The 26474-nt window shown below is 69.8% G+C and carries 24 protein-coding genes and 1 riboswitch; of the genes, 9 read left to right on the forward strand and 15 right to left on the reverse strand.

What is annotated here, in order from left to right; translation table 11 throughout:
• Positions 1-2: 2 nt before the first annotated feature.
• Positions 3-112, forward strand: a riboswitch (TPP riboswitch).
• A gap of 25 nt (positions 113-137) precedes the next feature.
• Genes C5E05_RS06670 through C5E05_RS06690 form a run of 5 tightly spaced genes read left to right on the forward strand, consistent with a single transcriptional unit; the run spans position 138 to position 5252 of the window.
• Positions 138-812: a YkoF family thiamine/hydroxymethylpyrimidine-binding protein gene (locus tag C5E05_RS06670; protein WP_104341452.1), complete on the forward strand. Its 675-nt coding sequence runs from the start codon at positions 138-140 to the stop codon at positions 810-812.
• Positions 809-1399 carry an ECF transporter S component gene (locus tag C5E05_RS06675; RefSeq protein ID WP_104341453.1) on the forward strand — a complete coding sequence of 197 codons (591 nt, stop codon included), beginning with the start codon at positions 809-811 and terminating at the stop codon, positions 1397-1399. The genes C5E05_RS06670 and C5E05_RS06675 overlap by 4 nt, the downstream gene beginning before the upstream one ends.
• Positions 1389-3113 carry an ABC transporter ATP-binding protein gene (locus tag C5E05_RS06680; RefSeq protein WP_181059425.1) on the forward strand — a complete coding sequence of 575 codons (1725 nt, stop codon included), beginning with the start codon at positions 1389-1391 and terminating at the stop codon, positions 3111-3113. The genes C5E05_RS06675 and C5E05_RS06680 overlap by 11 nt, the downstream gene beginning before the upstream one ends.
• Positions 3110-3874: an energy-coupling factor transporter transmembrane protein EcfT gene (locus tag C5E05_RS06685; protein ID WP_104341455.1), complete on the forward strand. Its 765-nt coding sequence runs from the start codon at positions 3110-3112 to the stop codon at positions 3872-3874. Before C5E05_RS06680 ends, C5E05_RS06685 begins: the two co-directional genes overlap by 4 nt.
• A complete protein-coding gene (locus C5E05_RS06690; protein WP_228496628.1) occupies positions 3867-5252 on the forward strand; it encodes an NtaA/DmoA family FMN-dependent monooxygenase in 1386 nt (461 codons plus the stop codon). Before C5E05_RS06685 ends, C5E05_RS06690 begins: the two co-directional genes overlap by 8 nt.
• Here the strand turns inward: C5E05_RS06690 and C5E05_RS06695 are convergent.
• The 14 genes from C5E05_RS06695 to C5E05_RS06760 form a co-directional block, all read right to left on the reverse strand.
• The gene (locus tag C5E05_RS06695; RefSeq protein WP_104341480.1) at positions 5243-6760 is read right to left on the reverse strand and encodes an aldehyde dehydrogenase family protein; all 1518 of its coding nucleotides are present in this window, start codon (positions 6758-6760) and stop codon (positions 5243-5245) included. The genes C5E05_RS06690 and C5E05_RS06695 overlap by 10 nt on opposite strands.
• A gap of 13 nt (positions 6761-6773) precedes the next feature.
• Positions 6774-7781, reverse strand: a complete 1008-nt coding sequence (locus tag C5E05_RS06700; protein WP_104307220.1) for a proline racemase family protein — start codon at positions 7779-7781, stop codon at positions 6774-6776.
• A gap of 206 nt (positions 7782-7987) precedes the next feature.
• Positions 7988-8929 carry a dihydrodipicolinate synthase family protein gene (locus C5E05_RS06705; protein WP_104242750.1) on the reverse strand — a complete coding sequence of 314 codons (942 nt, stop codon included), beginning with the start codon at positions 8927-8929 and terminating at the stop codon, positions 7988-7990.
• Complete coding sequence (locus C5E05_RS20635) at positions 8926-10377, reverse strand: FAD/NAD(P)-binding oxidoreductase (RefSeq protein ID WP_104341457.1); 1452 nt, start codon at positions 10375-10377, stop codon at positions 8926-8928. Before C5E05_RS20635 ends, C5E05_RS06705 begins: the two co-directional genes overlap by 4 nt.
• Entirely contained in the window at positions 10374-10634 is a 261-nt protein-coding gene (locus C5E05_RS06715) for a (2Fe-2S)-binding protein (protein ID WP_104242754.1), read from the reverse strand. The genes C5E05_RS20635 and C5E05_RS06715 overlap by 4 nt, the downstream gene beginning before the upstream one ends.
• Positions 10631-11815 (reverse strand): FAD-binding oxidoreductase, encoded by a 1185-nt coding sequence (locus tag C5E05_RS06720; protein ID WP_104341458.1) that lies wholly within the window; start codon positions 11813-11815, stop codon positions 10631-10633. Before C5E05_RS06720 ends, C5E05_RS06715 begins: the two co-directional genes overlap by 4 nt.
• 106 nt (positions 11816-11921) lie before the next feature.
• Positions 11922-12632: an ABC transporter ATP-binding protein gene (locus C5E05_RS06725; RefSeq protein ID WP_104242758.1), complete on the reverse strand. Its 711-nt coding sequence runs from the start codon at positions 12630-12632 to the stop codon at positions 11922-11924.
• Positions 12629-13573 (reverse strand): ABC transporter ATP-binding protein, encoded by a 945-nt coding sequence (locus C5E05_RS06730; protein ID WP_104341459.1) that lies wholly within the window; start codon positions 13571-13573, stop codon positions 12629-12631. Before C5E05_RS06730 ends, C5E05_RS06725 begins: the two co-directional genes overlap by 4 nt.
• Entirely contained in the window at positions 13570-14700 is a 1131-nt protein-coding gene (locus C5E05_RS06735; protein ID WP_104242762.1) for a branched-chain amino acid ABC transporter permease, read from the reverse strand. The genes C5E05_RS06730 and C5E05_RS06735 overlap by 4 nt, the downstream gene beginning before the upstream one ends.
• 4 nt (positions 14701-14704) lie before the next feature.
• Positions 14705-15595 carry a branched-chain amino acid ABC transporter permease gene (locus C5E05_RS06740; protein WP_104242764.1) on the reverse strand — a complete coding sequence of 297 codons (891 nt, stop codon included), beginning with the start codon at positions 15593-15595 and terminating at the stop codon, positions 14705-14707.
• Positions 15596-15652: 57 nt separating this feature from the next.
• Entirely contained in the window at positions 15653-16852 is a 1200-nt protein-coding gene (locus tag C5E05_RS06745) for a branched-chain amino acid ABC transporter substrate-binding protein (RefSeq protein WP_104242766.1), read from the reverse strand.
• A 150-nt stretch (positions 16853-17002) separates the two neighbouring features.
• A complete protein-coding gene (locus C5E05_RS06750; protein ID WP_104242768.1) occupies positions 17003-17677 on the reverse strand; it encodes a GntR family transcriptional regulator in 675 nt (224 codons plus the stop codon).
• A gap of 132 nt (positions 17678-17809) precedes the next feature.
• Positions 17810-18352: an EVE domain-containing protein gene (locus C5E05_RS06755; protein ID WP_104341460.1), complete on the reverse strand. Its 543-nt coding sequence runs from the start codon at positions 18350-18352 to the stop codon at positions 17810-17812.
• Between the two features lie 36 nt (positions 18353-18388).
• Positions 18389-18925: a DUF4916 domain-containing protein gene (locus C5E05_RS06760; RefSeq protein WP_104242772.1), complete on the reverse strand. Its 537-nt coding sequence runs from the start codon at positions 18923-18925 to the stop codon at positions 18389-18391.
• A gap of 31 nt (positions 18926-18956) precedes the next feature.
• Here C5E05_RS06760 and C5E05_RS06765 point away from each other — a divergent pair, with 31 nt between their 5' ends.
• Positions 18957-19655: an alpha/beta hydrolase gene (locus C5E05_RS06765; protein WP_181059427.1), complete on the forward strand. Its 699-nt coding sequence runs from the start codon at positions 18957-18959 to the stop codon at positions 19653-19655.
• Positions 19656-19668: 13 nt separating this feature from the next.
• On the opposite strand, the gene C5E05_RS06770 is transcribed toward C5E05_RS06765, so the two are convergent.
• A complete protein-coding gene (locus C5E05_RS06770; RefSeq protein ID WP_068479399.1) occupies positions 19669-19848 on the reverse strand; it encodes a PspC domain-containing protein in 180 nt (59 codons plus the stop codon).
• Between the two features lie 126 nt (positions 19849-19974).
• Here C5E05_RS06770 and C5E05_RS06775 point away from each other — a divergent pair, with 126 nt between their 5' ends.
• The 3 genes from C5E05_RS06775 (at position 19975) to C5E05_RS06785 (ending at position 26428) form a co-directional block, all read left to right on the forward strand.
• A complete protein-coding gene (locus tag C5E05_RS06775; RefSeq protein ID WP_104341461.1) occupies positions 19975-24882 on the forward strand; it encodes a DEAD/DEAH box helicase in 4908 nt (1635 codons plus the stop codon).
• An 87-nt stretch (positions 24883-24969) separates the two neighbouring features.
• Positions 24970-25662: a pentapeptide repeat-containing protein gene (locus C5E05_RS06780; protein WP_104341462.1), complete on the forward strand. Its 693-nt coding sequence runs from the start codon at positions 24970-24972 to the stop codon at positions 25660-25662.
• The gene (locus tag C5E05_RS06785) at positions 25649-26428 is read left to right on the forward strand and encodes a DNA-formamidopyrimidine glycosylase family protein (protein WP_104341463.1); all 780 of its coding nucleotides are present in this window, start codon (positions 25649-25651) and stop codon (positions 26426-26428) included. The genes C5E05_RS06780 and C5E05_RS06785 overlap by 14 nt, the downstream gene beginning before the upstream one ends.
• Positions 26429-26474: the final 46 nt, after the last annotated feature.

Raw genomic sequence — 26474 nt, forward strand, 5'->3', positions numbered from 1 at the left:
GTGTGGCCGTGCACGGGAGCCCGATGAGTCGGGCTGAGAGGGAGTACTCGAACTCCGACCGTTGAACCTGATCTGGGTAATGCCAGCGAAGGGAGTCAACTCACCCGTGCCGTCACGCTCCGACGGAAGGCACGCACATGGAAACCATCACCCAGGACCCGCTCGCATTCGGGGTGGGCGCACGAGTCACCGTCTCGGTCATGTCCGACCGCTACGTCGACGTGATCCTCGCCGCACTCGACGCCGCCGACTCTTCCGGCCTCGTGCTCGAGACGGGCGACGTGAGCACCTACGCGGGCGGCGACGAGCAGTCACTGCTGCGCTGGCTCACCGACCTCTCGCAGCACATCGCGGCGACGGGACTGCACGCCTCCATCCAGGTGCTGCTGTCTCGCGGCTGCCCCGGCGAGGCCGTCTGCGATCTGCCGGGAGGCGCCGGCCCCAGGCGAGTGGACGCGCCCCGCGGACGGAGGTCTGGGAGCTTCGCGAGCGCGGAGTGGGCGCTCTACCCCCTCGAGGATGCGGGCTCGGCAGAGCGGACGCCCGACCACATGCGCGAGATCTACGCGGCCATCGAGACGGCGAAGGCGAGCGGCACGTTCGTGGCCTCCGAGCATTTCGTGACGAAGCTCAGCGGCGACCTCGGGCGCGTGCTCGAGACGGTCGCGGTCGCTTGGGCGGGGGTCGGGGCGCACGTGCAGCACGTGACGAGCCACCTCACGATCTCGCTGAACAGCCCCAGCCACGCAAGCGGCCAGGCAGACACAGCAGTTGACTCGGCAATCGACTCGGGAGCCGAGGCTCGCGCATGAGCCTCAAGCTGCGGGACATCGTGCTCATGGTCGTGCTCGGCACGGTCTTCGGCTTCCTGTACTGGGCGCTCGTGCAGGCGTGGACTGCGCTCTCCATCGCGATGGGGCCAGCTGGCGACCTCGCCCAGCACTTCCTCTTCGGCGGCTGGCTACTCGTCGCGCCCATCGCGATCGCCATCATCCGCCGGCCGTTCGTCGGCGTCATCGCGGAGGTGCTCGCCTCCGTCATCGAGGTCGTGTTCCTCGGCTCGGCCGTCGGCCCCCTGCTCTTCGTCGCCGCCGCCATCCAGGGCGTCGGCAGCGAGCTGCCGTTCGCGCTCGGCCGGTACCGGAAGTACGGGTGGCTGCGGTATGCGATCTCCGGCGCGCTCGGCGCGGGCCTCGTGTTCTTCTACTCGGCGTTCCGCTCGGGCTGGTACGGCCAGGAGATCCTGTTCCTGCGCTTCGGCATCCAGCTCGCCTCTGGCATCATCCTCGGCGGCCTGCTCGCGAAGCTCATCGTCGATTCGCTCGTGCGCACCGGCGTGCTCGACAACTTCGCGATCGTGCAGGACTCGAAGCCGCTCGCCGTTCGCCGTGCGGTCTGACAGCTCGAGCGCCGATAGCTCGAGCACCGATATCTCAAGCGCCGACATCGAGGCGGTCGGTTTCGAGGCGATCCACTCCTCTGGAGACGGGCTCGGGCCAGTGGATCTGCGCGTGGCGCCGGGCGAGCACGTGCTCGTCATCGGGCCGTCTGGGGCGGGCAAGTCGACGCTGCTGCAGGCGCTCAGCGGGGTCATCCCCCATACCGTCCCCGCCCAGGTCAGCGGGCGCATCCGCATCTGCGGGGTGGAGACGCAGGAATCGGACGTGCCGCGCCTCTCCAGGCACCTCTCCGTCGTCGCGCAGAACCCGAGCTCCTCGGTGTGCCTCCCCGACGTCGCCGACGAGATCGCGTTCCCGCTCGAGAACCACGCCTGGGCTCCCGAGGCGATGGGGCCAGCGGTGCGCGCGGCCCTCGACCTCGTCGGCGCGGGGGTACTCGCCGGCCGTCGCACGGCGACGCTCTCGGGCGGTGAGACCCAGCGCGTGGCCCTCGCCGCGGCCATCGTCACGGAGCCCCGTGTCCTGGTGCTCGACGAGCCCACCTCGATGCTCGACCCTGCGGGAATCTCGTCGGTGCGCAAGGCGGTCGACGCGGCCTCTGCAAGAGCATCCACGATCGTGCTCGTCGAGCACCGGCTGGACGAGTACGCGGGAGCGCGCGGCATCGCGGGACTCCCGGGACGCACGGTCGTGATTGCGCGCGGTGGCGTCATCGCGCACGACGGCCCGACCGCACGGGTGCTGGTCGAGCACGCAGCGACCCTGCAGGAGGCCGGGTGCTGGCTGCCGCTCGACGCGGAACTCGCCGCGCTCACCGGCCTCGAGGGCGGACTCGCGAACGACGAGGTCGCGGACCGGGTCGCCGCGCTCGGGGCGCGCGCCGAGACCCGGACGGCCGCAGTGGCGCCCTCGGCACCGACCCGCGAGGCGGAGGCCCTCAGCGTCGACAGCCTCGACGTCGTCGCTGGCGGGGCGCCGAAGCGCACTCGCGCCAAGAACGCCTCGGAGGCGATCCTCCAAGGCGTGAGCTTCCAGCTCAGAGCGGGCGAGGTCGTGGCGCTCCTCGGCCGCAACGGATGCGGGAAGTCGAGCCTGCTGCGAACGCTCGCGGGTCTCGCTCGGCCCCGCTCTGGCCAGGTGCATGGCCCCCGCCCCGGCCTCATCTTCCAGAACCCGGAGCACCAGTTCTCCCAGCCGACCGTGCGGCGCGAGATCGAGCACGGCCTCGGAGCGGATAACGCGGGGCGCATCGCCGAGCTGGTCACCCGCTTCGACCTCTCGGCGCACCTCGACCACAGCCCATTCCGCCTCTCGGGCGGGCAGCAGCGGCGGGTGAGCATCGCCGCCATGCTCGCCCACGACCGGCCGTTCCTCCTCGCCGACGAGCCCAGCTTCGGCCTCGACCGCCGTTCGAGCATCGCTGCGATGCACGCCCTCGATTGCACCGCGCGCAGCGGCTGCGGCGTGCTCTTCTCCAGCCACGAGCTGCGCGCCGTCTGCACGTACGCCGACCGCGTGCTGGTCCTCGCCGAAGGCGGGCTCATCGCCGAGACGACGCCGTTCGAGCTCCTCGAGGACGAGGGCCTCCTCGCCGCAGCGGGCCTCGAGCGATCGCCGCTGCTGAGCTGGCTCCAGGCGCGGCGCTTCCCCGCCGAGCGGGCGCGCGCGATCCTGCGCGAGCTCGACGACGCCGCGACACGGGTCGCGGCATGAGCCCCGCGCTCGAGCGCCGCAACCCCACCGTCAAGCTCGCGGTGCTGTTCGCCTGCTCGCTCGCGACGCTGTTCATCCTGAACCCGCTGACCCTTGGCCTGCTGACCGTGCTCGCGATCATCGCCGTGCTGACGACGACGAGGCTCACCCCAGGAAGACTGCTCGCCGCATCCGTCCCCTTCGTCGCGTTCGGGGTCGGCCTGGTCATGGTCAACGCGCTCAGCCGTCCAGGGGGCGAGATCCTCGAAGGCCTGCCGGTTCGGGTGACCAGCGAGGGCCTCGCCATCGGGTTCGCCCTGGCGCTGCGCACGACGGTCATCGGCATGCTGTCGATCGCGTTCATCGCGAGCACTCCACCCCGTGACCTCATGACGAGCCTCACACAGCACGCCAGGCTCAGCCCCCGCTTCGCGTACGCCCTGCTCGCCGGATTCCGCCTCCTGCAGCTCCTGCCGAGCGAGTGGCAGAGCATCCGCGCCGCGCAGGCCGTCCGGGCGCCGCTCGGACGAGACGGCACGCCGCGCACCGGGATCACCGCGTTCGGCGCTGCCGCGTTCTCTCTGCTCGTCGTCTCGATCCGCTCCGGTGAGCGCATCGCCCAGGCCCTCGAGTCGCGAGGCCTCGGAGCGGGTCCCCGCACCGTCTGGCGCCCGGTCGCGCTCGATGCCCGCGACGCAACACTCGCCATCGTCGTACTCTGCGCGTTCGCACTCGCGGCCACGCTCGGCATCGCCGCGGGAACGGGGCTGTCGCTTGTCTGAGAACAGCACGCGTCGGCTCACGCTCGTCGGGATGGTCAACCCGCCGACCCAGCGCTACGCTGCCGCATGGCGCCACCCGGACTCGAACGGCGACTGGCTGCGCGCCAGCTCGTACATCGACATCGCGCGACTCCTCGAGCGCGGCGGCTTCGACCTCATGTTCCTGCCAGACGCGCTCGCGATCCCGGAAGACGCCCTCGGCGACGTCGCGACGACCCTCGCCAGCGGCGGCAAGGGAGCCGTGACGCTCGACCCCATCACCGTGCTGAGCGCCGTCATCGGGGCGACGCGGAGCATCGGACTCGGGGCGACCGTGTCGACCACGTTCCTGCCGCCGTACGCCATAGCGCGGACGCTCTCGAGCCTCGACCACCTCTCCGCGGGGCGCGTGGCCTGGAACATCGTGACCTCGACGACGGATGCCGAGGCGCGCAACCTCGGCCTCGACCGCATCCCACCGAAGGGGCAGCGCTACGACCGCGCCGACCGCGTCGTGGCGCAGGTGCTCGAGCTCATGGGCACGTGGGATCCGGCTGCGCTGGTGCAGGACGCCCGGAGCGGCGTGTTCGCCGACCCGAGCCTCGTCTCGCGCACTCCGGCGCCGCGAGAACGTGCGGCGGCACCCGGCCCGCTGAGCCTCCCGAGGAGCCCCCAGGGACATCCGGTGCTCATGCAGGCGGGAACCTCGCCGCGCGGCATGCAGTTCGCCGCGAAGTGGGCGGAGCTGGTCTTCGTCGCGGCCGACGGCATCGACGGCAACCGGGCGGTGCGCACCGAGCTTCGCGAGCGGGCCAGACTCGCGGGGCGTGATCCGGACGAGCTCCGCGTGTGCGCTGCGATCCAGCCGATCGCTGGATCGACGCGTATCGATGCAGTCGGCGTCCGCGACTCGCTCCTCGCGCACATCGACGAAGCCTCGGCCGTGCGCTCGCTTGCGCGGCTCATGCACGCTGACGCCGCGACACTGCGACTCGACGGGGACGCCGAAGGCTTCCTCGCCGCGCACCGGGGCGCGACGGGAAGCGATGGCTTCGAGGACATGCTCGCGGCCGTCTCCGCAAGGGAGGGCCTCACCGTCCGCGACCTCGCCCTGCGCCAGTCGCTCGACCAGCTCACGCCGTCCCCGCTCGGCAGCGGCGCCGACATCGCCGACGAGCTGTGCGAGTGGCAGGATGCCGGGGCGGCTGACGGCTTCGTCGTGACCCCGGCCCTCCTGCCCGGCTCGCTCGAGGACTTCGTCGAGCACGTGGTTCCCGAGCTGCGCAGGCGCGGCCGCCTCAGCGAACCTGCCGCAGCACCCTCGGCGCCGACGCTGCGTTCGCGCCTGGCCGCCAAGAACGCCCCGAGAGCTCAGTCACCCCCGAGAGCTCAGCCCTGAGCGCCCCAGGTGGCCGACTGACCCGCGGCGGCCCGCTGCTGCGGCACACCCCACGGGTTCGCGTCCTGCAGCGGCTCCGGGAGCGCCTCCTGCGGCGCACCCTGGTAGGCGACACCGCGCAGGAAGCGGGAGATGGATGCGGTGCCGACCGACGTGGAGGTGTCGTTCGACGTCGCCGGGTACGGCCCGCCGTGCTGCATGGCGGGCGTGACGGCAACGCCGGTCGGCCAGCCGCCGAAGAGCACTCGCCCCGTCTTCCTCGCGAGCCCCGCGACGAGCGCGGAGAGCGCTGGCGACTGCTCACCGGCGGCGGCGTGCACCGTGCCCGTGAGGTTGCCGACGTAGAGCTCGTCGAGACTCGGCGCGAGCGCCGTCTCGTCCTCGTACTCGACGATGACCGAGAACGGCCCGAAGACCTCGTCGAGCAGCGTCTCGTCGCCCGCCGCGAGCTTGCTCGCCGGCACGGCCACGATCGTCGGCGTCGCCCACACGTTGCCGTCGTCATCGCTGCGCACAGCACCTTCGGCGACGACCCGCACACCGTCCGCGTCGAGCACGTCCGCCCGACGTTCGAGGTACGCGCGGCCGATGCTCGGGTTGAGGAGCCGGTGCTCGGGGGCCTGCTCGGCCGCCTGCGAGACGCGCAGCTGCAGCTCGGCGGCCGCATCCGTCGCGGGAACCCAGAGGAAGCCGGGCTTCGTGCACAGCTGACCTGCCGAACCGGCGACCGACGCCGCGTAGCCCGCAGCGATCTCCTCTCCGCGCTCCGCGAGCGCGGCCCCCGTCACGAAGACGGGGTTGACGCTGCCGAGCTCGCCGTAGAACTGGATGGGGCGGGGGCGGGCCGCGGCCTTGTCGGCGAGCAGGCGGCCCACGCGGATCGAGCCGGTGAAGGTCCCGACGTCGACGCGGTTGTCCTCGAGCACGGTGACCCCGGCCTGCTGGCCGATCACGAGCGCGAAGACGCCATCGGGGGCGCCGCACTCGCGAAGAGCTCCCTCGACGACGCGGGCCGTGGCCACGGACAGCTCCGGGTGCCCCGAGTGCCCCTTCACGATGAGCGCGCATCCCGCCGCGAGCGCGGCGGCGGAGTCGCCACCGGCCACGGAGAAGGCGAAGGGGAAGTTCGATGCGGAGAAGTTGACGGCGACTCCCACCGGCACGAGCATCCGGCGCACGTCAGGCCGTGGGCCGAGCACGAAGTCCGGGTCGGCCTCGTCGAGGCGGACGTCGAGGTACGAGCCGTCGCGGATGACGTCGGCGAAGAGGCGGAGCTGCACGGTCGTGCGCTTCAGCTCGCCCGTGAGCCGCGCCTGCGCGAGCCCCGTCTCCCGCATGCCGATGGGGATGAGCTCCCCCACCGCGGCGTCGAGCGCGTCGGCGATCGCGATGAGGGCGGTGGCGCGCTCCGTGGGTGGGGTCGCCGCCCAGAGGGGGGCGGCCACGGCGGCTGCCGCGAGGATCTGCTCGAGCTCGGCGTCGCTGGTATGCGGGGTGGGTGTGCTCATCGATGAGTCCAATCTAGAATTCGAATCCAGCCGGGAAGGGGTCTGTCGGGTCGAGCATGTACTGGCCCATGCCGGTGATCCACGCGCGGCCGGTGATGGTCGGGATCACGGCCGGCCTGTCGCCGACCCGGACTTCGTCGATGAGCTGGCCGGTGAAGCTCGTGCCGATGAACGACTCGTTGACGAAGTCGGTGTGCAGTGGGAGCTCACCTCTGGCATGCAGCTCGGCCATGCGTGCGGAGGTGCCGGTGCCGCAGGGTGACCGGTCGAACCAGCCAGGGTAGATCGCCATCGCGTGGCGCGAGTGGGCGGCGGTGGAGCCGGGTGCGATGAACTCGACGTGGTGCACGTGGTCGACACCCTCGATGGTCGGATGCTTGGGCGCGTCGTGGGTGTTGATGGCGTCCATGATCGCGAGACCGGCGCGCATGATGTCGTCTTTGCGGGCCCGGTCGAAGGGCAGGTCGACGTCGTCGAGGTCGACCATGGCGTAGTAGTTCCCGCCGAACGCCAGCGAGTAGCGAAGCGCGTCGATGCCGAGTTCCGGCACCGGGACGACGGCGTCGAGGCGTTCGCAGAAGCTGGGCACATTCTCGATGGTAACGCTAACAGCGCGTCCTTCGCTCACTTCGACGCGAGCGATCACAAGACCCGCCGGAGTATCGAGACGAATGACGGTCTCCGGCTCGAGGACCTCCACCATGCCCGTCTCGACCAGCACCGTCGCCGTGCCGATCGTCCCGTGTCCGCACATGGGCAGCAGACCGGAGACCTCGATGTACAGGACGCCGAAGTCGGCGTCCGGGCGCGTGGACGGCTGGAGGATGCTGCCGCTCATCGCCGAGTGCCCGCGGGGCTCCCGCATCAGGAACGTCCGCAGGTCGTCGCGATGCTCCTGCACGTACAGCCGCTTGTCGTTCATCGTGGCGCCGGGGATGACCCCGACCCCACCCGTGACGACCCTGGTCGGCATGCCCTCGGTGTGGGAATCGACGGCGGAGATGACTCGTGATGCTCGCATGCGAAAAGACCTCAAGTTCGTGAGTGAGGGGCCGCCCAGGGCGGGGGGACGCCCCGGGCGGCCGGCCCAGCGGGATGAGGGGGGATCGCCCCGCGGGCCAGACGCAACCAGCGCTATTGCCGGATTGCGTCGCATTGGTGCGGGAAGAGCCCCCGCAAGCAGACGGCAGAGAGGCCAGGAAAGCGACCCCCGTGTCTGCTGCGACCCTACTTGAGGGTGGCGAGCGCGTCGAGGGCGCGCTGCGTGTCGGCACGCACGCGCGCCTCCATCTCCGGCGTCAGCGCAGCGCGGGGCGGGCGGCACGGCCCTCCGTTGCGGCCGACCATGTCCATGCCGAGCTTGATGGCCTGAACGAACTCGACACGGGAGTCCCAGCGGAACGCCGCGATGAGGCTCTTGTAGATCTCACGCGCCTCGACGTAGCGGCCCGCTGCCATGTGGTCGTAGATCGCCACGGCCTCGGCGGGGAAGACATTGGGGTAGCCGGCGAACCAGCCGGTGGCACCGTCGATCATGAGCTCGAAGAGCACGTCGTCGCTGCCCGCGATGACGTCGATCGTCGAACCGGCCGCCTCGCAGGCCTCCTGGATCTCGAAGGCGCGTCGGACGTCGCCGGAGAACTCCTTGACGGCGACGATGCCGTCGATCTTCGCGATCTCCGCGACGAGCTCCGGGCGGAGGTCGACCTTCGTGTCGAGCGGGTTGTTGTAGATCATGACGGGCAGCCCCACTTCGGCGACCTTCGCGAAGTGCTCGATGACATCCGCATCCGCCGACCGGTACATGGTGGGCGGGAGGCAGAGCACGCCGTGGGCGCCGTCTTCCTTGGCGAGCTGAGCCCAGTGCTGCGCCTGGTGCCAACCTGGACCGTGCACGCCCGCGACGACGATGCCGCGGTCGCCCACAGCCTCGACGGCGACCTGCACGACCTTGCGGCGCTCCTCATCGGTGAGGGACGAGTACTCGCCGAGCGAGCCGTTGGGGCCGACGCCCCGGCAGCCGTTCTCGATGAGCCAGTTGCAGTGCTCGGCGTACGCCTCGAAGTCGACGGCCAGGCCGGCGGGAGCAGAGGCGTCCTCCTTGTAGGGAAGGGCCGTCGCGACGACGACTCCGCCGAGGTCGAGGTGGGTTGAGGCTGCTTCGGTCATGGGTGTTGCCTTCCTGTCAGGGGATGCTGTTCTTCTGAGGTTCCTGCCAGCTCAGCGAGCCGGATGGGGGTCTGGATGGGGCGACGGTCGACGATGCCCTCGTCGAGACCACGCCCGAGCACCGTCTCGATGAGCTCCTCGGCGCTGCGGCCGCAGATGCGGGCCTGGCAGATGCCGAGACCGGCTCGAGTGGAGAGCTTCTGGGAGCGCAGACTGTGCGAGTGCGTGGCGGCGGCCTTCCGCCGCAGCTGACCGGCGGTCACCTCTTCGCAGCGGCACACGATGGTGTCCTCGCGCAGCCACTCCTGCCAGCCCGGCCGCACGCCGTGCGCCGCCTCGATGCGCGCCGCGAACGACCCGAAGATCGCGCGCTTGCGCTGGGCGCCGCTGATCTGAGGGTCGCTGGACGCACCACCCGCTGCGCAGTGCCCGGCCACGCGCCCCTCGGCGAGGGAGAGGTCGACACCGCCGATGCCCGTCACTTCGCCCGCCGCGTAGACGTCGGAGGTGCTCGTGGCGCAGGACTCGTCGATGATCACGAACCGGCTGTCATCGAGCGCGCAGCCGGCCGCGATCGCCACCTCGAGCCGCGGGGTGAAGCCGTGCGTCACGCAGACGGCGTCGCACGCGACCTCTCGCTCGCTGCCGGCGATGGGCCGCCACTGAGCGTCCACGCTCATGATCGTGACGCGCTCTACACGCCCATCCCCGTGCGCCTCGACGACCGCTTCGCCGACTCGGTACGGGATCCGATGCCGCAGCTGACCGGCGACGTAGCCGAAGAGCTCCTGCACCTTGCCAGGGGCGCCCGCGAGCTGCCACGGCTTGGGCAGCCAGCCCGAAGCGAGACGCGGGATGCGGTTGGCTTCGACGACCTCAACGACCTTGGAGCCGACCTGGGCGAGCGAGGCCGCGACGGGGAGAAGGAACGGACCCGCGCCGGCCACCACGACGGCGTCGCCGACCGCGATGCGCTCGCTCTTCGCGAAGGCCTGAGCAGCACCCCCGGTGTAGACGCCGGGGAGGTCCCAGCCGGGAAACGGGAGGGTGCGGTCGTGAGCACCCGTCGCGACGACAACCGCATCGGGCTCGAGGGTCGATCGAACGCGGTCGGCCGCATCGGACATGCCGGTGAGCAGCTCCAGCGCGGGCAGCCCGACGGCCCACACGCTCGTCTCGCCGAGCACCGTGATCCGGGCGTGCGAGCGGACACGTCGGTCGAGGTCCAGGAACGTCGACCAGCCGTGGTGCATGGCTGCCTGCCCCTCGCCGTCGCGCTCCTCCGGCAGATGACGCCAGTACTGGCCGCCGAGCTCCCGACTCGACTCGATGAGCGTCACGCGCGCCCCGCCCTCCGCTGCGGCCAGCGCGGCCGCGAGGCCTGCGGGGCCACCCCCGACGACGGCGACATGGCGTGGCGTCGACTGCTCGGTCCGCGTCGATCTCATTGGGAGCTCACCTCATCCCCCTCGCACGCGCGCCTCTGGCACGCTCGAACGTCCGGCACGCCGTCCACCGTGACGAGGCAGTCGAAGCACACGCCGATGCCGCAGAACAGGCCGCGCGGTTTTCCCGCGACGGCGGTCTCGCGCCAGGAGACGCGGCCGGAGCCGAGCAGGACGCCCGCGATGCTCTGCCCCTCGAGACCCTCGACCGTCTCACCGTCGACGGTGATGCGCACGGGCTTGTCGGCGCGCTCGCTCATGCGACCGCCTCCAGCTCTCGGGCGAGCGTCGGGCGGGTCGGTGAGAACAGGGCTGCATCGATCTGCGTCGATCTGCCGTCCATGAGATCCCCGATCAGCGACGCCGTGGGCAGCGAGAGGCCGATGCCGGCCCCCTCGTGGCCGGTGGCGTGCCAGAGGCCGGGCAGGCGCGCATCCTGGCCGATGAGCGGCAGGTGGTCCGGCATGAAGGGGCGGAAGCCCGAGTAGCTGCGGATGACGGCCGTCTGGGCGAGGAAGGGGAAGATCGAGATCGCCTTCACCGCGAGCTGGCTGAGCACGTTCGCGCGGAACGCGTCGTCGAAACCGACCTGCTCGCGACTCGAGCCGATGAGCACCGTGCCACCCGGAGTCGACTCGACGACGCTCGAGGTCATGAGAACCGCGTCGCCGGACCCGACGGCACCGACGTAGTCCGCGTCGTACACCTTGTGGAAGACGCGCTGGGGCATCTTCGCCGTGACCAGGACGACTCCGCGGCGCGGACGAACGGGGAGGGGCACGCCGAGGGTCGCGGAGACCTCGCCGGACCACGGGCCGGCGGCGACGACGATCTCGGCGCCGCGGACGTCGCCGGCCGAGGTGCGGACGCCGACGATGCGGCCCGCCTCGCGGATCGCGCCCAGCACGTCGTGGTGCTCGAGGATGCTCGCCCCGCGCGCCCTGGCGAGGGCGACGAGCGCTTCGGTTGCGATGGTGGGCTGCACCTGGCTGTCGCCCGGGTACCAGACGGCTGCGGTCATCCGCTCGGTGATCCACGGCTCGAGCTCTCGAGCCTCGGCGTGCGTGACGGGCTCCGCAGCGACCTGCGCGTGGCGCTGCGTGGACGCGAAGTCCAGGAGGGCGGCCGCTCCCCCGTCGGTCGTCGCGACGACGAGGCCGCCCTTGGCTTCGAACTCGATATCGGGAAAGTCGTGGCCGAGCTCGTCGCGGAAGGTTCCGGCGAGCGTCGACCAGGCTGCGTTGGCGAGCTTCGAGAGCTCGAGCTCGGCGCCTGGCCCCTTGTCGGAGACGAGCAGGTTGCCTTCGCAGTGGGCGCTTGTGCCGCTCGCGACGCGGCCGCGCTCGACGAGCGCGACTCGCCGGCCACGGCCGGCGAGCTCGGCAGCGCAGGCCGCTCCGATGATGCCACCGCCGATGATCACGACGTCGTACCTGACCATCTCGCACCTCCTGTCAGTAATATGTCACACACCATGTGTGGGTGCAAGCCTGGCCCGCCCCTCATCCGGGACGGGCCAGCGGGGGCTACCAGCTCCGCGAGCGCGCTCAGCCCAGGTACGCCTCGATGACCGCCTTGTCCTTCGCCAAGTCGGCAGCGAGGCCCGAGAGCGTCACGCGGCCATGCTCGATGACGTAGGCACGATGCGCCACCTTGAGCGCGGCGCGAGCGTTCTGCTCGACGAGCAGCACAGTGGCACCGCGCTCGTTGATGCGCCCGATGAGCTCCATGACCTGCTTCACGACCAGCGGGGCGAGCCCCATCGACGGCTCGTCGAGCAGCATCAGCTTCGGGCCGCCGACATACGCTCGCGCGATCGCCACCATCTGCTGCTCACCGCCCGACAGGGTGCCGCCCTGCTGAGCGCGTCGCTCGAGGAGCCGCGGCATGAGCTCGTAGCACTCCTCGACACGCTCAGCGACGACCTTCTGGTCCTTCACCTGGTAGCCACCGAGCAGGAGGTTCTCGTGCACCGACATCGTCGAGAAGATGCGCCTGCCCTCAGGCACGTGGATGAGCCCGTCGCGTACGAGGTCCCACGGCTTCGCATTCGAGATGTCCTTGCCGCGCCACATGATCGTCCCGCGCTTCGCTCTGGCCAACCCGGAGAGCATCGTGAGCGTGCTCGTCTTGCCCGCGCCGTTGTTGCCGAGCAGCGAGACGACCTCACCCTCGTTGACCTCGATCGACAGCCCACGAAGCGCCTGCACGCGCCCGTAGAAGAGATCCACATCCTTGATCTCGAGCTCGACGCTCATGACCGGTCCCCCTCGTCCACTCGCTGGTTCTCGGGCCCGCCGTCTGGCACGCCCTCGTGCTCGTCCTCAGGATCCTCGACGCCGAGGTACGCCTCGATGACCCGAGGGTCGTTCTTGACGTCCGCGGGCAGACCATCGGCGATCTCTCGTCCGAAGTTGAGCACGATCACGCGCTCCGAGATCTCCATCACGAGACCCATGTCGTGCTCGATGAGCACGATTCCGACGCCGAGGTCCCTGATCTTGCGGATCAGTGCGATGAGCTCCTGCTTCTCGTTGTGGTTGAGGCCAGCAGCAGGCTCATCGAGCAGCAGCAGCTTGGGCTGCGTGGCGAGCGCCCGCGCGATCTCCACTCGGCGCTGCTCGCCGTACGGCAGCTGCGACGCCAGCAGCTCGTCGTCGAGCGAGTAGCCGACGAAGTCGAGCCAGCCGCGCGCATCCTCGAGCGCCTGGGCCTCGATTTTCTTGTAGCCGAACGTGTGCAGCATCGTCTGGAACACGTTCTGACGGATGCGCGCGTGCATCGCCGTCTTCACGTTGTCGATGACCGACATGTCCCGGAACATGCGGACGTTCTGGAAGGTGCGGCTCAGCCCGAGGCGCGTGATCGTCGACGGCTGCTTGCGCATGATGCTCTCGCCGTCAAAGGTGATCGAGCCAGACGTCGGCCGATAGAAGCCGGTGATGCAGTTGAACGCACTCGTCTTGCCAGCCCCGTTCGGCCCGATCACCGAGATGATCTCACCCGCGTACGCATCGAACGACGTCCCGTCGACCGCCTTCACGCCGCCGAACTGCAGCCGAAGATCACGGACCGAGAGCAACGGCTCCCCTTGATGCGCCCGCCTGAACTCCTCGGCGACCGCGGTCACCGACTCCGTCTTCGGCACGTCGATGGGCGCCGTGCCGTAGACGTCACCCGTGCCTGAAACCTGGCTCATGCCTGCTCCTTCGAGAGGTCGATGTTGGCGTCGGGCGCCTCGTGCGCCGAGAAGCCGTCCTTCGGAGACGGCGCCTCGCCCTTGGCTCGCGACTTGAGGAACGGCAGGATCGCCGTCGCCGGCCAGATGCCCTGCGGCCGGAAGATCATCATGATCACGAGCAGCACGCCGAACACCAGGAAGCGCCAGTCGGAGAACTCGCGCAGGATCTCGGGCAGCAGCGACACGAGCAGCGCGCCGACGATGACACCCGGGATGGAGCCCATGCCGCCGAGCACGACCGCCATGAGCAGCAGGGCCGAGTTGAGGAACACGAAGGAGGTCGGGCTGATCGCCGTCTGGTGCGCTGCCATCAGCACACCCGCGAGACCGCCGAAGACGGCACCGAGCACGTACGCGCCGAGCTTCGTGGTGTACGTGTTGACGCCCATCGCCTCGGCGGCATCCTCGTCATCCTTGATGGCGCGCCAGGCGCGACCCATCTTGCCCTTGCCCAGCCTCGAAGCGGCGATGATCGCGGCACCACCGGCGATGATGACGCAGAGGAAGTACAGCAGGATCTTGCCGTTGAACTCGATGCCGCCGATCGTGAGGCCGTCCGCGAACGACCAGCCGAAGAACTCGAACGTGTCGATGCCGGAGATGCCGGATGGGCCACCCGTGACCTCGAGATTGTTGGCGGTGAGGCGGATGATCTCACCGAACCCGAGGGTCACGATCGCGAGATAGTCGCTGCGCAGTCGCAGCGTCGGCCCGCCGATGATGAGCCCGGCGAGGATGCACGCGACGATGACGAACGGGACCGTCGCGATGAGGGGCATGTCGAGCAGCGTGTTGAGGACGCCGGCCGTGTACGCACCGACGGCGAAGAAGGCGTAGTAGCCGAGGTCCAGGAGACCGGCGTAGCCGACGACGATGTTGAGGCCCATCGCGAGCATGATGTAGATCATCGCGGAGGTGCCGATGGAGATGACGTACGGCGTCGCGTTGATGAACGGCAGCAGGAACGCGAAGAGGAACAGCACGAGCCCGACGAGGTTCATGAACGTCTTCGGGTTCAGGATGCCCTTGCGCGGCGTGGGCCGCTCGACGGTGGGCGCGGGCGCCTGGAGTCTGATGTCGGTCATGGGATCACATCCGTTCCACGACGCGTGCACCGAGGATGCCGGTCGGTCTGAAGGACAGGAAGAGGATCAGGCACGCGAACGAGAAGACGTCACGCCACTCCCCGCCGAGCCAATGGGTGCCGAACGCCTCGAGCAGACCGAGCACGAGGCCGCCGAGCATGGCGCCGTAGAGGCTGCCGATGCCGCCGATGACGGCCGCCGTGAACGCCTTCAACCCGATGACGAAGCCAGCGAGGAAGTCGATGGTGCCGTAGTAGGCGCCGGCCATGACGCCGGCCGCGCCCGCGAGGGCCGAGCCGATGAAGAAGGTGCGCGAGATGACCTTGTTGACGTTGACGCCCATGAGCTGCGCGGCCGTGGGGTCGAGCGCGATGGCCCGCATGGCGCGGCCGTCTCGGGAGCGCATGATGTACGTGTTGAGCGCGAACATGAGCGCCGCCGCGACGAGCATCATGACGATCTGCGGCATCGTGATGCGGCCGCCGAGCAGGTCGAGCGTCTCCCCTTCGAGACGCGTCGGGTAGACCTTGGGGTCCGGGCCGAAGATCTGGCGCACTCCGTACTCGAGGATGAACGACATGCCGACCGCGGTGATGAGCACCGCGAGCCTGGGGCTCGAACGCAGCGGGCGGTAGGCGACCCGCTCGATGGTCACGCCGAGGATGCCCGTGAAGATCATCGCGAGGAGCATGACCAGCAGGATCGACAGGATGCCGCCGCCTGCGAGTCCGGAGAACGCCGAGAAGATGGTGAGGCCGGCGAACGCGCCGACCATGTAGACGTCGCCGTGCGCGAAGTTGAGCAGCTTGATGATGCCGTACACCATGCTGTAGCCGAGTGCGACGAGCGCGTAGAAGGATCCGACGAAGAGCCCGTCGATGATGAGTTGAATCACAGTGGTTCCTGACTGCAGAAGCGGGCGGGGAGTTCCCTCCCCGCCCGCCGTGGCTGACTAGCTCTTCAGGTCATCCTCGAGGATGAAGGTGCCGTCGGGCCCGACGGTGACGATGGCGAAGCCGCCCTCGCTGAGCGTTCCCTCATCCGTGAAGGTGAGGGGGCCGGAGAAGATGTCGAAGCCGTCCAGGGCACCGAGCGCCTCGATGACCGCGGGGCCCTCGGTGGTGCCGGCGTCCTCGATCGCCTGGGAGACGACGCGGACGGCGTCGTAGCTCTGCGTCGAGTAGGGTCCTGGCGCTGCGCCGAACTTCTCGGTGTAGGCGTCGATCCACTCGGTTGCACCCTCGAGCATGTCGGGGGTCTGCGTGAACGTGCCGAGCACACCCTCGGAGGCGCTGCCGGCGATCTCAGCGAACTTCGCATCGACCGAGCCGTCCGCGACCATGATCTTGCCCGTGTAGCCGGCCGATCGCAGCTGCTGGGTGATCAGGCCACCCTCCTGGTAGTAGCCGGTCCAATACATCATGTCGGGGTTCGCCGAGACGACCTTGTTGACGTTGGCCGCATAGTCGGACTCGCCGGCGTTGACCGACTCCTCGAGCACGACCTCGATGCCGAGCTCCTTCGCCTGCTCGGATGCCGACTTCGCGAGGTCCGTCGAGTAGTCCGTGTTGTCGTCGACGAGCGCCAGCGTCTTCACGCCCTGCTTCTCGGCGTACTTCAGCATCGCCTGAGCCTGCTGCGTCCCCGTGCCGTTGATGAGGAACACGTTGTCGAGGCCGGCTGCGACGAGCTGGTTCGAATTGGCCGCCGGGATCACCATGGGGATCTCTGCCGTGTTGAAGATCGGCAGCGTCGGGAGCGTGGCGCCTGAGCAGTAGCCGCCGACCGAGGCGACGACACCGTCGGTGACGAGCTTGTTCGCTGCGGCGGTCGCGCTTGTCGCGTCGCACGCGTCGTCGGCGGTGACCAGCTCCAGCTGCCGGCCGAGGACTCCGCCGGCCTCGTTGAGCTCGTCGATCGCCATCTGGGCCCCGTTCTCCATGTACGGGCCGAAGGCCGATTCCGACCCAGAGAAGGGTGCCGCGAGGCCCAGCTTGATGGGTCCGTCTTCCGACGCGGCGTCTCCGCCTCCGGCGACACCCCCGGAGCATCCGGTGAGGGCGAGTGCGGCCGTGGCGAGCAGAGCTCCTGGGAGGAGCACTCTCTTCCAGATGCCAGCACCCCGAGGGCTGGTGGAACGACGTGCAGTCATGGTGAGTTCCTTCCGAACAGACGTCAGAATCGCCGGACCATCTCCGGTGATGGGATGTCACACATTACTGTTCGGCGGAGGTCGGCAGAAGGCCCTTCCACAGCCTTGAAACAGAGTTGTTACAAAGTGTTTCGCTGTGTGGAGGGTTTGCTAAGCCTCTTCAGGTAGCCCAGCCCACCAGCCGACGACATGGCCGATGTGCCGATGCATGAGCTCCGCAGCCTCATCCGCCTTGCCAGCCTCGAGCAGCACCAGCAGATCCGCGTGCTCACGCGACGATGCCGTGAGCTCCTGGGAACCGAGCATCTCGGTCAGCCCCGTCAGCCTCGTCTGCCTGCGCAGCGCGGTCACGATCGACACGAGACGCTCATTGCCGGACAGCCCGAGGAGCTTCGCGTGGAACTCGATGTCGACCGCCAGGTACAGGGGAAGGTCCCCAGCCGCGGACGCCGCGTCGATCTGGGTCGCGAGCTCGCGCAGCTCGGCGCGAGGAGCCTCTGGGAACTCGACGGCCAGCTCGCGCACGATCGGCACCTCGAGCATCTGCCGCACCTCGACGATCTGTCGCAGCTCCTCGACGGAGACGTGCGTCACCCGGAACCCCTTGTTGCGAACGGGCTCCACGAACCCCAGCTTCTCGAGGTTCAGCATCGCCTCCCGCACGGGAGTCGCCGACACCTCGAAGCGAGCCGCGAGCGCTGGAACGGAGACGAGCTCGCCCGCCGCGAGCCCTCCCGAGACGATCGCGGCGGCGACGGAGTCCTCGATGGTGGCGCGCAGGTTCGACTGCTGCGCCGCCGGCTTGAAGTCCAACGCGTCGATCATGGGCACTCCGCTCGTAAGGCTCGCTCTGGTCGGAAATCGTAAGCACACCTCAGGGGTGTTCATCACTTCCACTCAATAATGTGTCACATGCGTCCGCAAAGCACGGCCTTCGGCGAATCTGTCCGCCGACGCTCAGAAGCGGATCGCGTACGGATCCTCGCCTGGGTCCCGATCTCGCTGCTCCCCGGACGGTTCCGACTGCGCGAGACCGGTCTCACGGATGAGCCCCATCCCGAGCGCACTCGGCTCCGGAGACGGCCGACGGACCGCATCCTCGAAGATCTCGAAGTCCCGACGAGAGAGCTCGAGCCAGCCCGCGCGCAGCCGCTCACCCCAGTACTTGTCGTTCCGCGTCAGATCCAGCAGATCGCGCAGCGGTCGGATGAGCGCAGGACGCGCCTCACGCATCCACTGCACCTCCCTGCGCCACGGCGACGACCCCCTCCCGCCAGCCCGGTACGGCTCGTCGTCGAGCACGTAGCCCGCCTGCACCACGCTGCGAAGCGGCTCCCCGTCCGGGTTCACCTCGCGCGGACAGTAGAGAGCCACGCCATCGGACACGCGCATCTGCTCGACCCCCTCGAGCGCACCCCACGGTGCCTGCACGAAACCGCCCTCGACCATCGCGAGGGCGCGATCAAAGGGCTGCACGACAAGCCAGTAGCGGATGGCCACGGTCAGATGGTCGAAGGACTGGAGGCTCTGGCGCCCCTAGGGCCAGAGGCCGAGGTGGCCGATCGCGGTGCGAAGCACCTGGCCGCGGCCACCCTCGAGCTCCTCGAGGAGGTCGGGATCGAGTGCCTGCTGCGGAGTCAGCCACGTGATCTCGAGCGCGTCCTGGCGAGGGTTGCATTCCCCGGCGACCGGAACGATGAACTCGAGCGCAACCGCATGCTGACGCGAGTCGAACAGCCCGGAACCGGGCATCGGCGAGAACTCCGCCACCGTGAAGGGGGCGAGCGCCTGCGGCAGAGCCGGGAACGCCATCGTGCCGAGATCCTTCTCCAGGTGCCGAAGGAGGGCGCCCCGAATCGACTCCCCGTACTGCACGCGCCCAGAGACGAACGAGCGCGTCATGACGCCCTCGTTGTCAGCCCGAAGCAGCACGCCCAGGTGCTCGACCTTGCCCGAGGCGTCGACACGCACCGGGATGGCCTCGACATACAGCATCGGCACGCGACGCCGCACGAGCGCGAGCTCGTCGTCGTTCATCCAGCCGGACTCAGGATCAGGAGTGCGCACCGTCATGACCCCATTGTGGACCATGTATGTTTCCCGGGTGAGCACAGCATCCACAGGTATCGATCCCAAGACGCTCCTCTGGCGGGGCGGCGACACCGAGACGGCGGCCACGAGCACGCTCCCGCTCGTCGTCGGACTGCACGGCTACGGCGCAGACGGAACGGACATCCTCAGCCTCACCGGGCAGATGCCCCAGGGCTTCAGGTACGTCTCCGTGCCCGCCCCGCACCCGCAGCCGGAGGGCGGCCGCGAGTGGTTCCCGCTGCGCTTCGCCGACCCGATGACGGGCGAGGTCGCGGTCGACGCCGACGCCCAGATCACTCTCGAGCAGGGCGCGAACGACGCTGCGGCAGCCGTCATCTCACTGCTGGACACGCTCGGCGTCCTCGACTCGGGCGCGCCACTCGCGCTGCTCGGCTACTCGCAGGGCGGCATCGTCGCCATGCAGGCGCTCCGTCAGCGACCCGCGGCATTCCGGGGAGCGCTGCTGCTCTCTGGCCTCGTCGCCGTCGGCACCGTTCCGGGGGACGCCGAGCTCGCGGATGCCCGGCCGCCAGTCTTCTGGGGGCGGGGCGACGCCGACACGGTCATCCCCTCGCTCGCGGTCGAGCACACGGCAGCATGGCTCGAGGCCCATGCCGACGCAGAGATCTACGTCGAGGCGGGCCTCGGTCACGCGGTCTCCGAGAAGGAGCTCGTGCGGATGGCGGGGTTCCTCGAGCGTGTGCTCGGGTAGCTCCCCCAGCGCTTTAGTCGTTCGGGATGAGCAACCAGAGCGCCAGGTAGATGATGACCTGCGGGCCCGGGATGAGGACCGACAGGACGGTCAGCAGGCGGACGACAAACGGCGACCAGCCGAATCGCTGCGCGATGCCCGCGCAGACTCCGGCGATGACGCGGCCGCTACGGGGGCGAACAAGACGCTTCATGTGAGATCACTCCTTCAGAACGTGGTGCATCCAGCTTCGCGCATGCCGGCTGGATGATCGTCCCCCGGGAGGTTGATCCGGTCCTCCTGGAGGCTGATGTCGGTGGTGTGTGGTTCTGTTGTCGTCATGCCTGAGACGACCGCACTCGACGCGTTCTCCCCCGCGACACGGGAGTGGTTCCGCGGCGCATTCGTGAGCCCGACCGCGGTCCAGGAGGCATCCTGGCGCGAGATCGCCGACGGGCACCACACCCTGGTCGTTGCTCCGACCGGCTCCGGCAAGACACTGAGCGCGTTCCTCTGGGCCATCGACCAGCTCGCGGCCGAGCGCGGCACTGAGAGCGAGCAGGCGAAGGCCGAGCGGCGCACGCGCGTGGTCTACCTGTCCCCGCTGAAGGCACTCGGCGTCGACGTCGAGCGCAACCTGCACTCGCCGCTCGTCGGCATCACGCAGACCGCCAGGCGGCTCGGCTCGGTGGCACCGGACATCCGCGTCGGGGTGCGCTCAGGAGACACGAGCCCCACCGAGCGCAGACAGCAGCTCCGCAACCCACCCGACATCCTCATCACGACGCCCGAGTCGCTCTATCTCATGCTCACGTCTCAGGCGCGGAAGACGCTCACCGCTGTGACGACGGTCATCATCGACGAGGTGCACGCCGTCGCCTCGAGCAAGCGCGGCGCGCACATGGCCCTCACACTGGAGCGCCTCGACGCGCTCCTCGACAAGCCGGCGCAGCGCATCGGCCTGTCCGCGACGGTTCGGCCCCTCGACGAGATGTCCCGCTTCCTAGCCGGCAACGCACCGGTCAAGGTCGTCGCCCCGCCGAGCACGAAGACGTTCAAGCTCGAGGTGCGAGTTCCCGTCGAAGACCTCAGCGACATCGGCATGACCCGAGCCGGGGCCGCGACTCCGACCTCGGCCGACGCATCCGGAGCCATCGCAGATGCAGACCCGTTCGCGGACTTCGAGGCTGGGGCCGCCGCCGGCTCACTGCGCGACCCCGCAGCCGACGCAGAGGCCTCAGGCTCGGTGTGGCCGCACATCGAGGAGGCCATCGCCGACCTCGTCGAGTCGCACCGCTCCACGATCGTGTTCGTCAACTCGAGGCGCCTCGCCGAACGGCTCACGGCCCGACTCAACGAGATTGCCGACGAGCGCGCGTCGGCCGATGCCCCGGCGGCCGAGACGACGGAGGCAGCAGACCCCTACAGCGCCGCAGCCCCCGGCGTGCGCTGGTCCTCCGGCGACCACAGCGCGAGCCCGAAGGCAGCGCCGCAGCGACCGCCTGCAGTGTCCATGGGGCAGGCGGGCCAGTCGTCCGGCGCCCCGCTCTCCTTCGCACGCGCCCACCACGGCTCCGTGTCGAAGGAGTCTCGCGCCGAGGTCGAGAACGCCCTCAAGAGCGGCACCCTCCGCTGCGTCGTCGCCACCTCCAGCCTGGAACTCGGCATCGACATGGGAGACGTCGACCTCGTCGTCCAGGTCGAGTCGCCTCCCTCGGTCGCGAGCGGACTCCAGCGCGTTGGCCGAGCCGGCCACCAGGTCGGCGAGACCTCCGAGGGCACGATCTTCCCCAAGCACCGCGCCGATGTCCTGCACTCCTCCGTGCTCGCATCGCGCATGGTCACCGGACAGATCGAGCGGATGCGGGTGCTCGCCAACCCCCTCGATGTGCTCGCCCAGCAGACGATCGCCGCAGCGGCCATCGAAGACCTCGACGTCGAGGAGTGGTTCGACCTGGTCCGGCGCTCGGCGCCGTTCGCGTCCCTGTCGCGACCCCTCTTCGAGGCGACCCTCGACCTGCTGTCCGGCAAGTACCCATCCGACCAGTTCTCCGAGCTGAGGCCACGCCTCGTCTGGGACCGCGACCAGGGCACCCTCACCGGAAGACCCGGAGCGGCGAGGCTCGCCGTCACCTCTGGAGGGACCATCCCCGACCGGGGCCTCTTCGGGGTGTTCCTCGCCGGTTCCGAAGACGCCGACGCGCAGCGAGGGCCGCGTCGCGTCGGCGAGCTCGACGAGGAGATGGTCTACGAATCGCGCGTCGGCGACATCTTCGCGCTCGGGGCGACCAGCTGGCGCATCGCCGAGATCACCTTCGACCGAGTGCTCGTGACCCCGGCCTACGGCCAGCCGGGACGACTGCCCTTCTGGGTCGGCGACGCGCTCGGGCGACCCTCCGAGCTCGGCCAGGCCATCGGCGCCATCACCAGGGAGATCGCCGCCAAGGGGCAGGTGCCCGATGCACTCGCCGCCCTCATGGACGACAACGCCGTGCAGAACGCCGTCGCCTACGTGCGCGAGCAGCAGGACGCGACCGGCCAGGTCCCGAGCGACCACACGCTCATCGTGGAGCGCACGCGCGACGAGCTCGGCGACTGGCGCATCATCCTGCACTCCCCCTACGGCTCCCCCGTGCACTCCCCGTGGGGCCTCATCGTGGCGGCGCGCATCCGCGACCGCTACGGCCTCGACGGCGGCGTCGTCGCAAGCGACGACGGCATCATCGTGCGAATTCCGGAAGGCGACGCCGAACCGCCCGGCGCAGAGCTGTTCGCCCTTGAGGCCGACGAGATCGAGCAGATCGTGGCTCGCGAGGTGGGCGGCTCGGCCCTGTTCGCGTCGCGCTTCCGCGAGGCGGCCGCGCGTGCGCTGCTCCTGCCGCGCCTCAACCCCGGCAAGCGCTCGCCACTCTGGCAGCAGCGACAGAAGGCGGCCCAGCTGCTCGACGTCGCCAAGCAGTATCCGACCTTCCCGATCATCCTGGAGGCCGTGCGCGAAGTCCTGCACGACGTCTACGACCTCGACGCGCTCGTCGACCTCGCGAAGCGCGTCGCCGGCCGCGAGGTGCGCCTCGTCGATGTGACCACCGAGCAGGCGTCGCCCTTCGCGCGGACGCTGCTCTTCGGCTACGTCGGCGCGTTCATGTACGAAGGCGACAGCCCGCTCGCCGAACGACGAGCTGCCGCACTCGCGCTCGACACGAGCCTCCTGGCCGACCTCCTCGGCAGGGTCGAGCTGCGCGAGCTGCTCGATGCGAAGGTCATCTCGAGGCTCGAGGCCGAGCTGCAGCGCACGGCCCCCGACCGCCTCGCGCGCGACGCCGAAGGGGTGGCCGACCTCCTGCGCGTGCTCGGCCCGCTCAGCGTCGACGAGATCGCGGAGCGCCTGCGCGGCGAAGACGTCGGCACCGATGGTCACGCTGATGGCGAGAGCGCCGCTGACGGCGACGAGCCCGCCGACGAGCACGTGCCCACGGCCACCGCTGCCGTCGCCGAAGAGCACGTCTCGGCGCTCGTGACGGCGAAGCGCGCGCTGCGGGTTCGCATCGCGGGGGTCGACCGCATCGCCGCGATCGAGGATGCCAGCCGCCTGCGTGATGCCCTCGGTGTCGCACTCCCCATCGGCGTCCCTGTCGCGTTCATCGACCCGGTGGACGACCCGGTCGGCGACCTCGTCTCCCGCTACGCTCGCTCGCACGGCCCCTTCTCCGTCACCGAGGTCGCCGAGCGCTACGGCACGGGCCAGGCGGTCGTGCGCGAGGCGCTCACGAGACTCGAGCTCGCCCGTCGTGTGGTCGAGGGCGAGTTCCGGCCAGACCGCGAAGGCTCGGAGTGGGTCGACGAGACCGTGCTCAAGCGCCTCCGCGCCCGTTCCCTCGCCGCGCTCCGCAGCGAGATAGAGCCCGTCGACCATTCCGCGTTCGCCCGGTTCTTACCGGCTTGGCAGCACGTCGGCGGCGAGCTGCGCGGAATCGACGGCCTGATCACCGTCATCGACCAGCTCGCGGGCGTACCCGTCCCTGCCTCGGCGCTCGAGAGCCTCATCCTCCCCGCGCGGGTGCGCGACTACCACCCGAGCATGCTCGATGAGCTCACGACGGCGGGCGAGGTCCTCTGGCGTGGGCACGGCGCAATCGGCTCGAGCGACGGGTGGATCAGCCTGCACCTCGCCGATACGGCGCACCTCACACTCCCCGACCAGCCAGAGGGCGAACCGGATGCGCGCGGCAGGCACATCCTCGACGCGCTTGCCGGGTCCGGCCCGGGATTCTTCCCCCAGCTGTCGCGGCACGTGCGGCTCATGCTCGAACCCGAGTCGACCAGCGACCGTGAACTCTCCGACGCCCTCTGGGCCCTCGTCTGGCAGGGACGCGTGACCAACGACACCCTCTCGCCGCTCCGAGCTCTGATCTCCGGTGGCCCCGGCTCGGCGAGCACCTCGGCGCATCGAGCGCCCAGCCGAGCCGCACGCGGCAGGCTCTACCGTGGCCGCGTCGCCATGGCACCGAGCGACTCCGCCGGAAGCCCAACCGCCTCCGCCTTCGCCTCCCAGCGGCCAGCGCCCTCGCAGCCCCACACGAGCGGCCGCTGGACCCTCGGCCTGCAGGGCGTGAGCGACGCCACCGAGCGTGGCCTCGCCATCGGCGACCTGCTGCTCGACCGCTACGGCATCGTGACCCGCGGCAGCGTCATGGCGGAGGAGGTCCTCGGCGGGTTCGCGCTCGTCTACCGAGTCCTCGCCCGCTTCGAGGAGTCGGGGAAGGCCAGACGCGGCTACTTCATCGAGAAGCTCGGCGCGGCCCAGTTCTCGACCGTCGGCGCCGTCGACCGCCTCCGCGGCTTCACGCAGGAGCTCGACGCCGAGAAGCAGTTCGAGACGCTCACGCTCGCCGCGACCGACCCAGCCAATCCCTACGGGGCGGCGCTCGCGTGGCCGAGCGACGAGGACTCGCAGACCAAGCACCGACCCGGCAGGAAGGCCGGTGGGCTCGTGACGATGGTCGACGGCGCCCTCGCGCTCTACGTCGAACGCGGCGGCAAGACGCTCCTCACCTTCACCGACTCCGACGACGTCCTGCGGGCGGCAGCGAGGTCCCTCGCCGACACGGTCCGGCGGGCGCGCATCCCGAACCTCGTGATCGAACGGGTCGACGGCACGTTCGTGCTCGAGACCCCCCTCGCGAGCATGCTGCAGGAGGGCGGGTTCTCGCTCACCACCCGCGGCCTGCGCATGCGGCCTGGCCAGTGAGCCACGCCGCGACGCGCATCGAGAGCAAGACCAGACCAGACCAGACCAGACCAGACCAGAAGCAGGACCGACAGCAGAGGCGGCACAGTGGCGACAGCACGCGGACGACGAGGAAACAGGGCAGGCGGCACCGAGCCGAGGATCGAGGCGCCGTACCTGCCGGAACTCGACGATGCCAGCGCCGCGGACTTCGCGACGGCGCGGGTGCACGAGCTGCAGCACTTCACCGAGGTGCGTGGCGAGGAGCTCGACGCCGCCGGCGTGACGTTCTCCGAATGCCGCATCGAGGGCCTCACGGCCCGCAGACTCCTCCTGCACTCGGGACGGGTGAGCGAGTGCGTGCTCGAGCGCATCGAGGTGCCGGTCGTCGAAGGGCAGCGCCAGTCGTTCCGGTCCGTGAGCTGGACGGCATCCCGACTCGGCTCCGCGGACCTGCACGAGTCGGACTTCCAGAACGTCGAGTTCCGCGACGACCGGCTCGGCTACGTCAACCTGCGCGGCGCAACCCTCACCGATGTCCGCTTCGCCGACTGCGCGTTCGATGAGATCGACCTCGGGGGTGCGACAGCACGACGCGTAGCCTTCACGGAGAGCCGCACGGGCATCCTCGACGTCACGGGCGCCCGCCTCGAGCACGTCGACTTGCGTGGGCTCGAGTTCTCGACCATCACGGGCCTCGAGGGACTGCGCGGCGTCACCGTCTCCCCGTCGCAGCTCGAGGCGCTCGCACCCCACCTCGCGGCCCACCTCGGCATCGAGGTGCGTGATGCCGGAAGGTGACACCGTCTACCGGGCGGCGACCCGGCTGAACCGCGCCCTTGCGGGCCGCGAGCTGACACGCTTCGAGCTGCGAGTGCCGAAGTACGCGGCTCTCGACCTCACCGGCCTCACCGTCGACGAGGTCGTTCCGCGCGGCAAGCACCTCCTGACCCGCATCGGCCCGCACACCCTGCACACCCACCTCGGGATGGACGGCAGCTGGCAGCTCGTGACAGCGGGCGGGAAGTGGCCCCGTCCGGCGTACCAGGCGAGGGCGGTTCTCGGTACGACTGTCGGCAGCGCCGTCGGCTTCGAGCTCGCCGTCGTGGAGATGCTCGCGAGCGAAGACGAAGCCGATGCCGTCGGGCATCTCGGTCCCGACCTCCTCGGCGACGACTGGGATGCCCAGCTCGCCGTCGCGAACCTGCGCCGAGATCCAGACGCCGAACTCGCCGGGGCCCTCCTCGAGCAGCGCAACCTCGCGGGTCTCGGGAACGTCTACGTGACGGAGTTGCTCTTCCTGCGCGGCCTGCATCCGCACACCCCGGTGTCCGGCGCCGGCGACCTCGACCGACTGGTCGAGCTTGGCCACAAGCTCATCGTCGCGAACCGCGACCGGGTGGAGCGCACGACGACCGGTGATCTGCGACCGGGCAGGCGAACCTACGTCTACGGCCGATATGGCAAACCGTGTCTGCGCTGTGGGACGCGCATCCAACGCGGCGTCCAAGGCCGCGAGCGGGTCGCGGCCTGGTGCCCCAGCTGCCAGCCAGCGCCGCCCGCCTGACTCCCGACTCCGCACCCCGCGCCGTCCCCCGCGCTCGCACCCGGCG

The sequence above is a fragment of the Pseudoclavibacter sp. AY1H1 genome (genome assembly GCF_002931055.1).
Classification (GTDB): domain Bacteria; phylum Actinomycetota; class Actinomycetes; order Actinomycetales; family Microbacteriaceae; genus Pseudoclavibacter.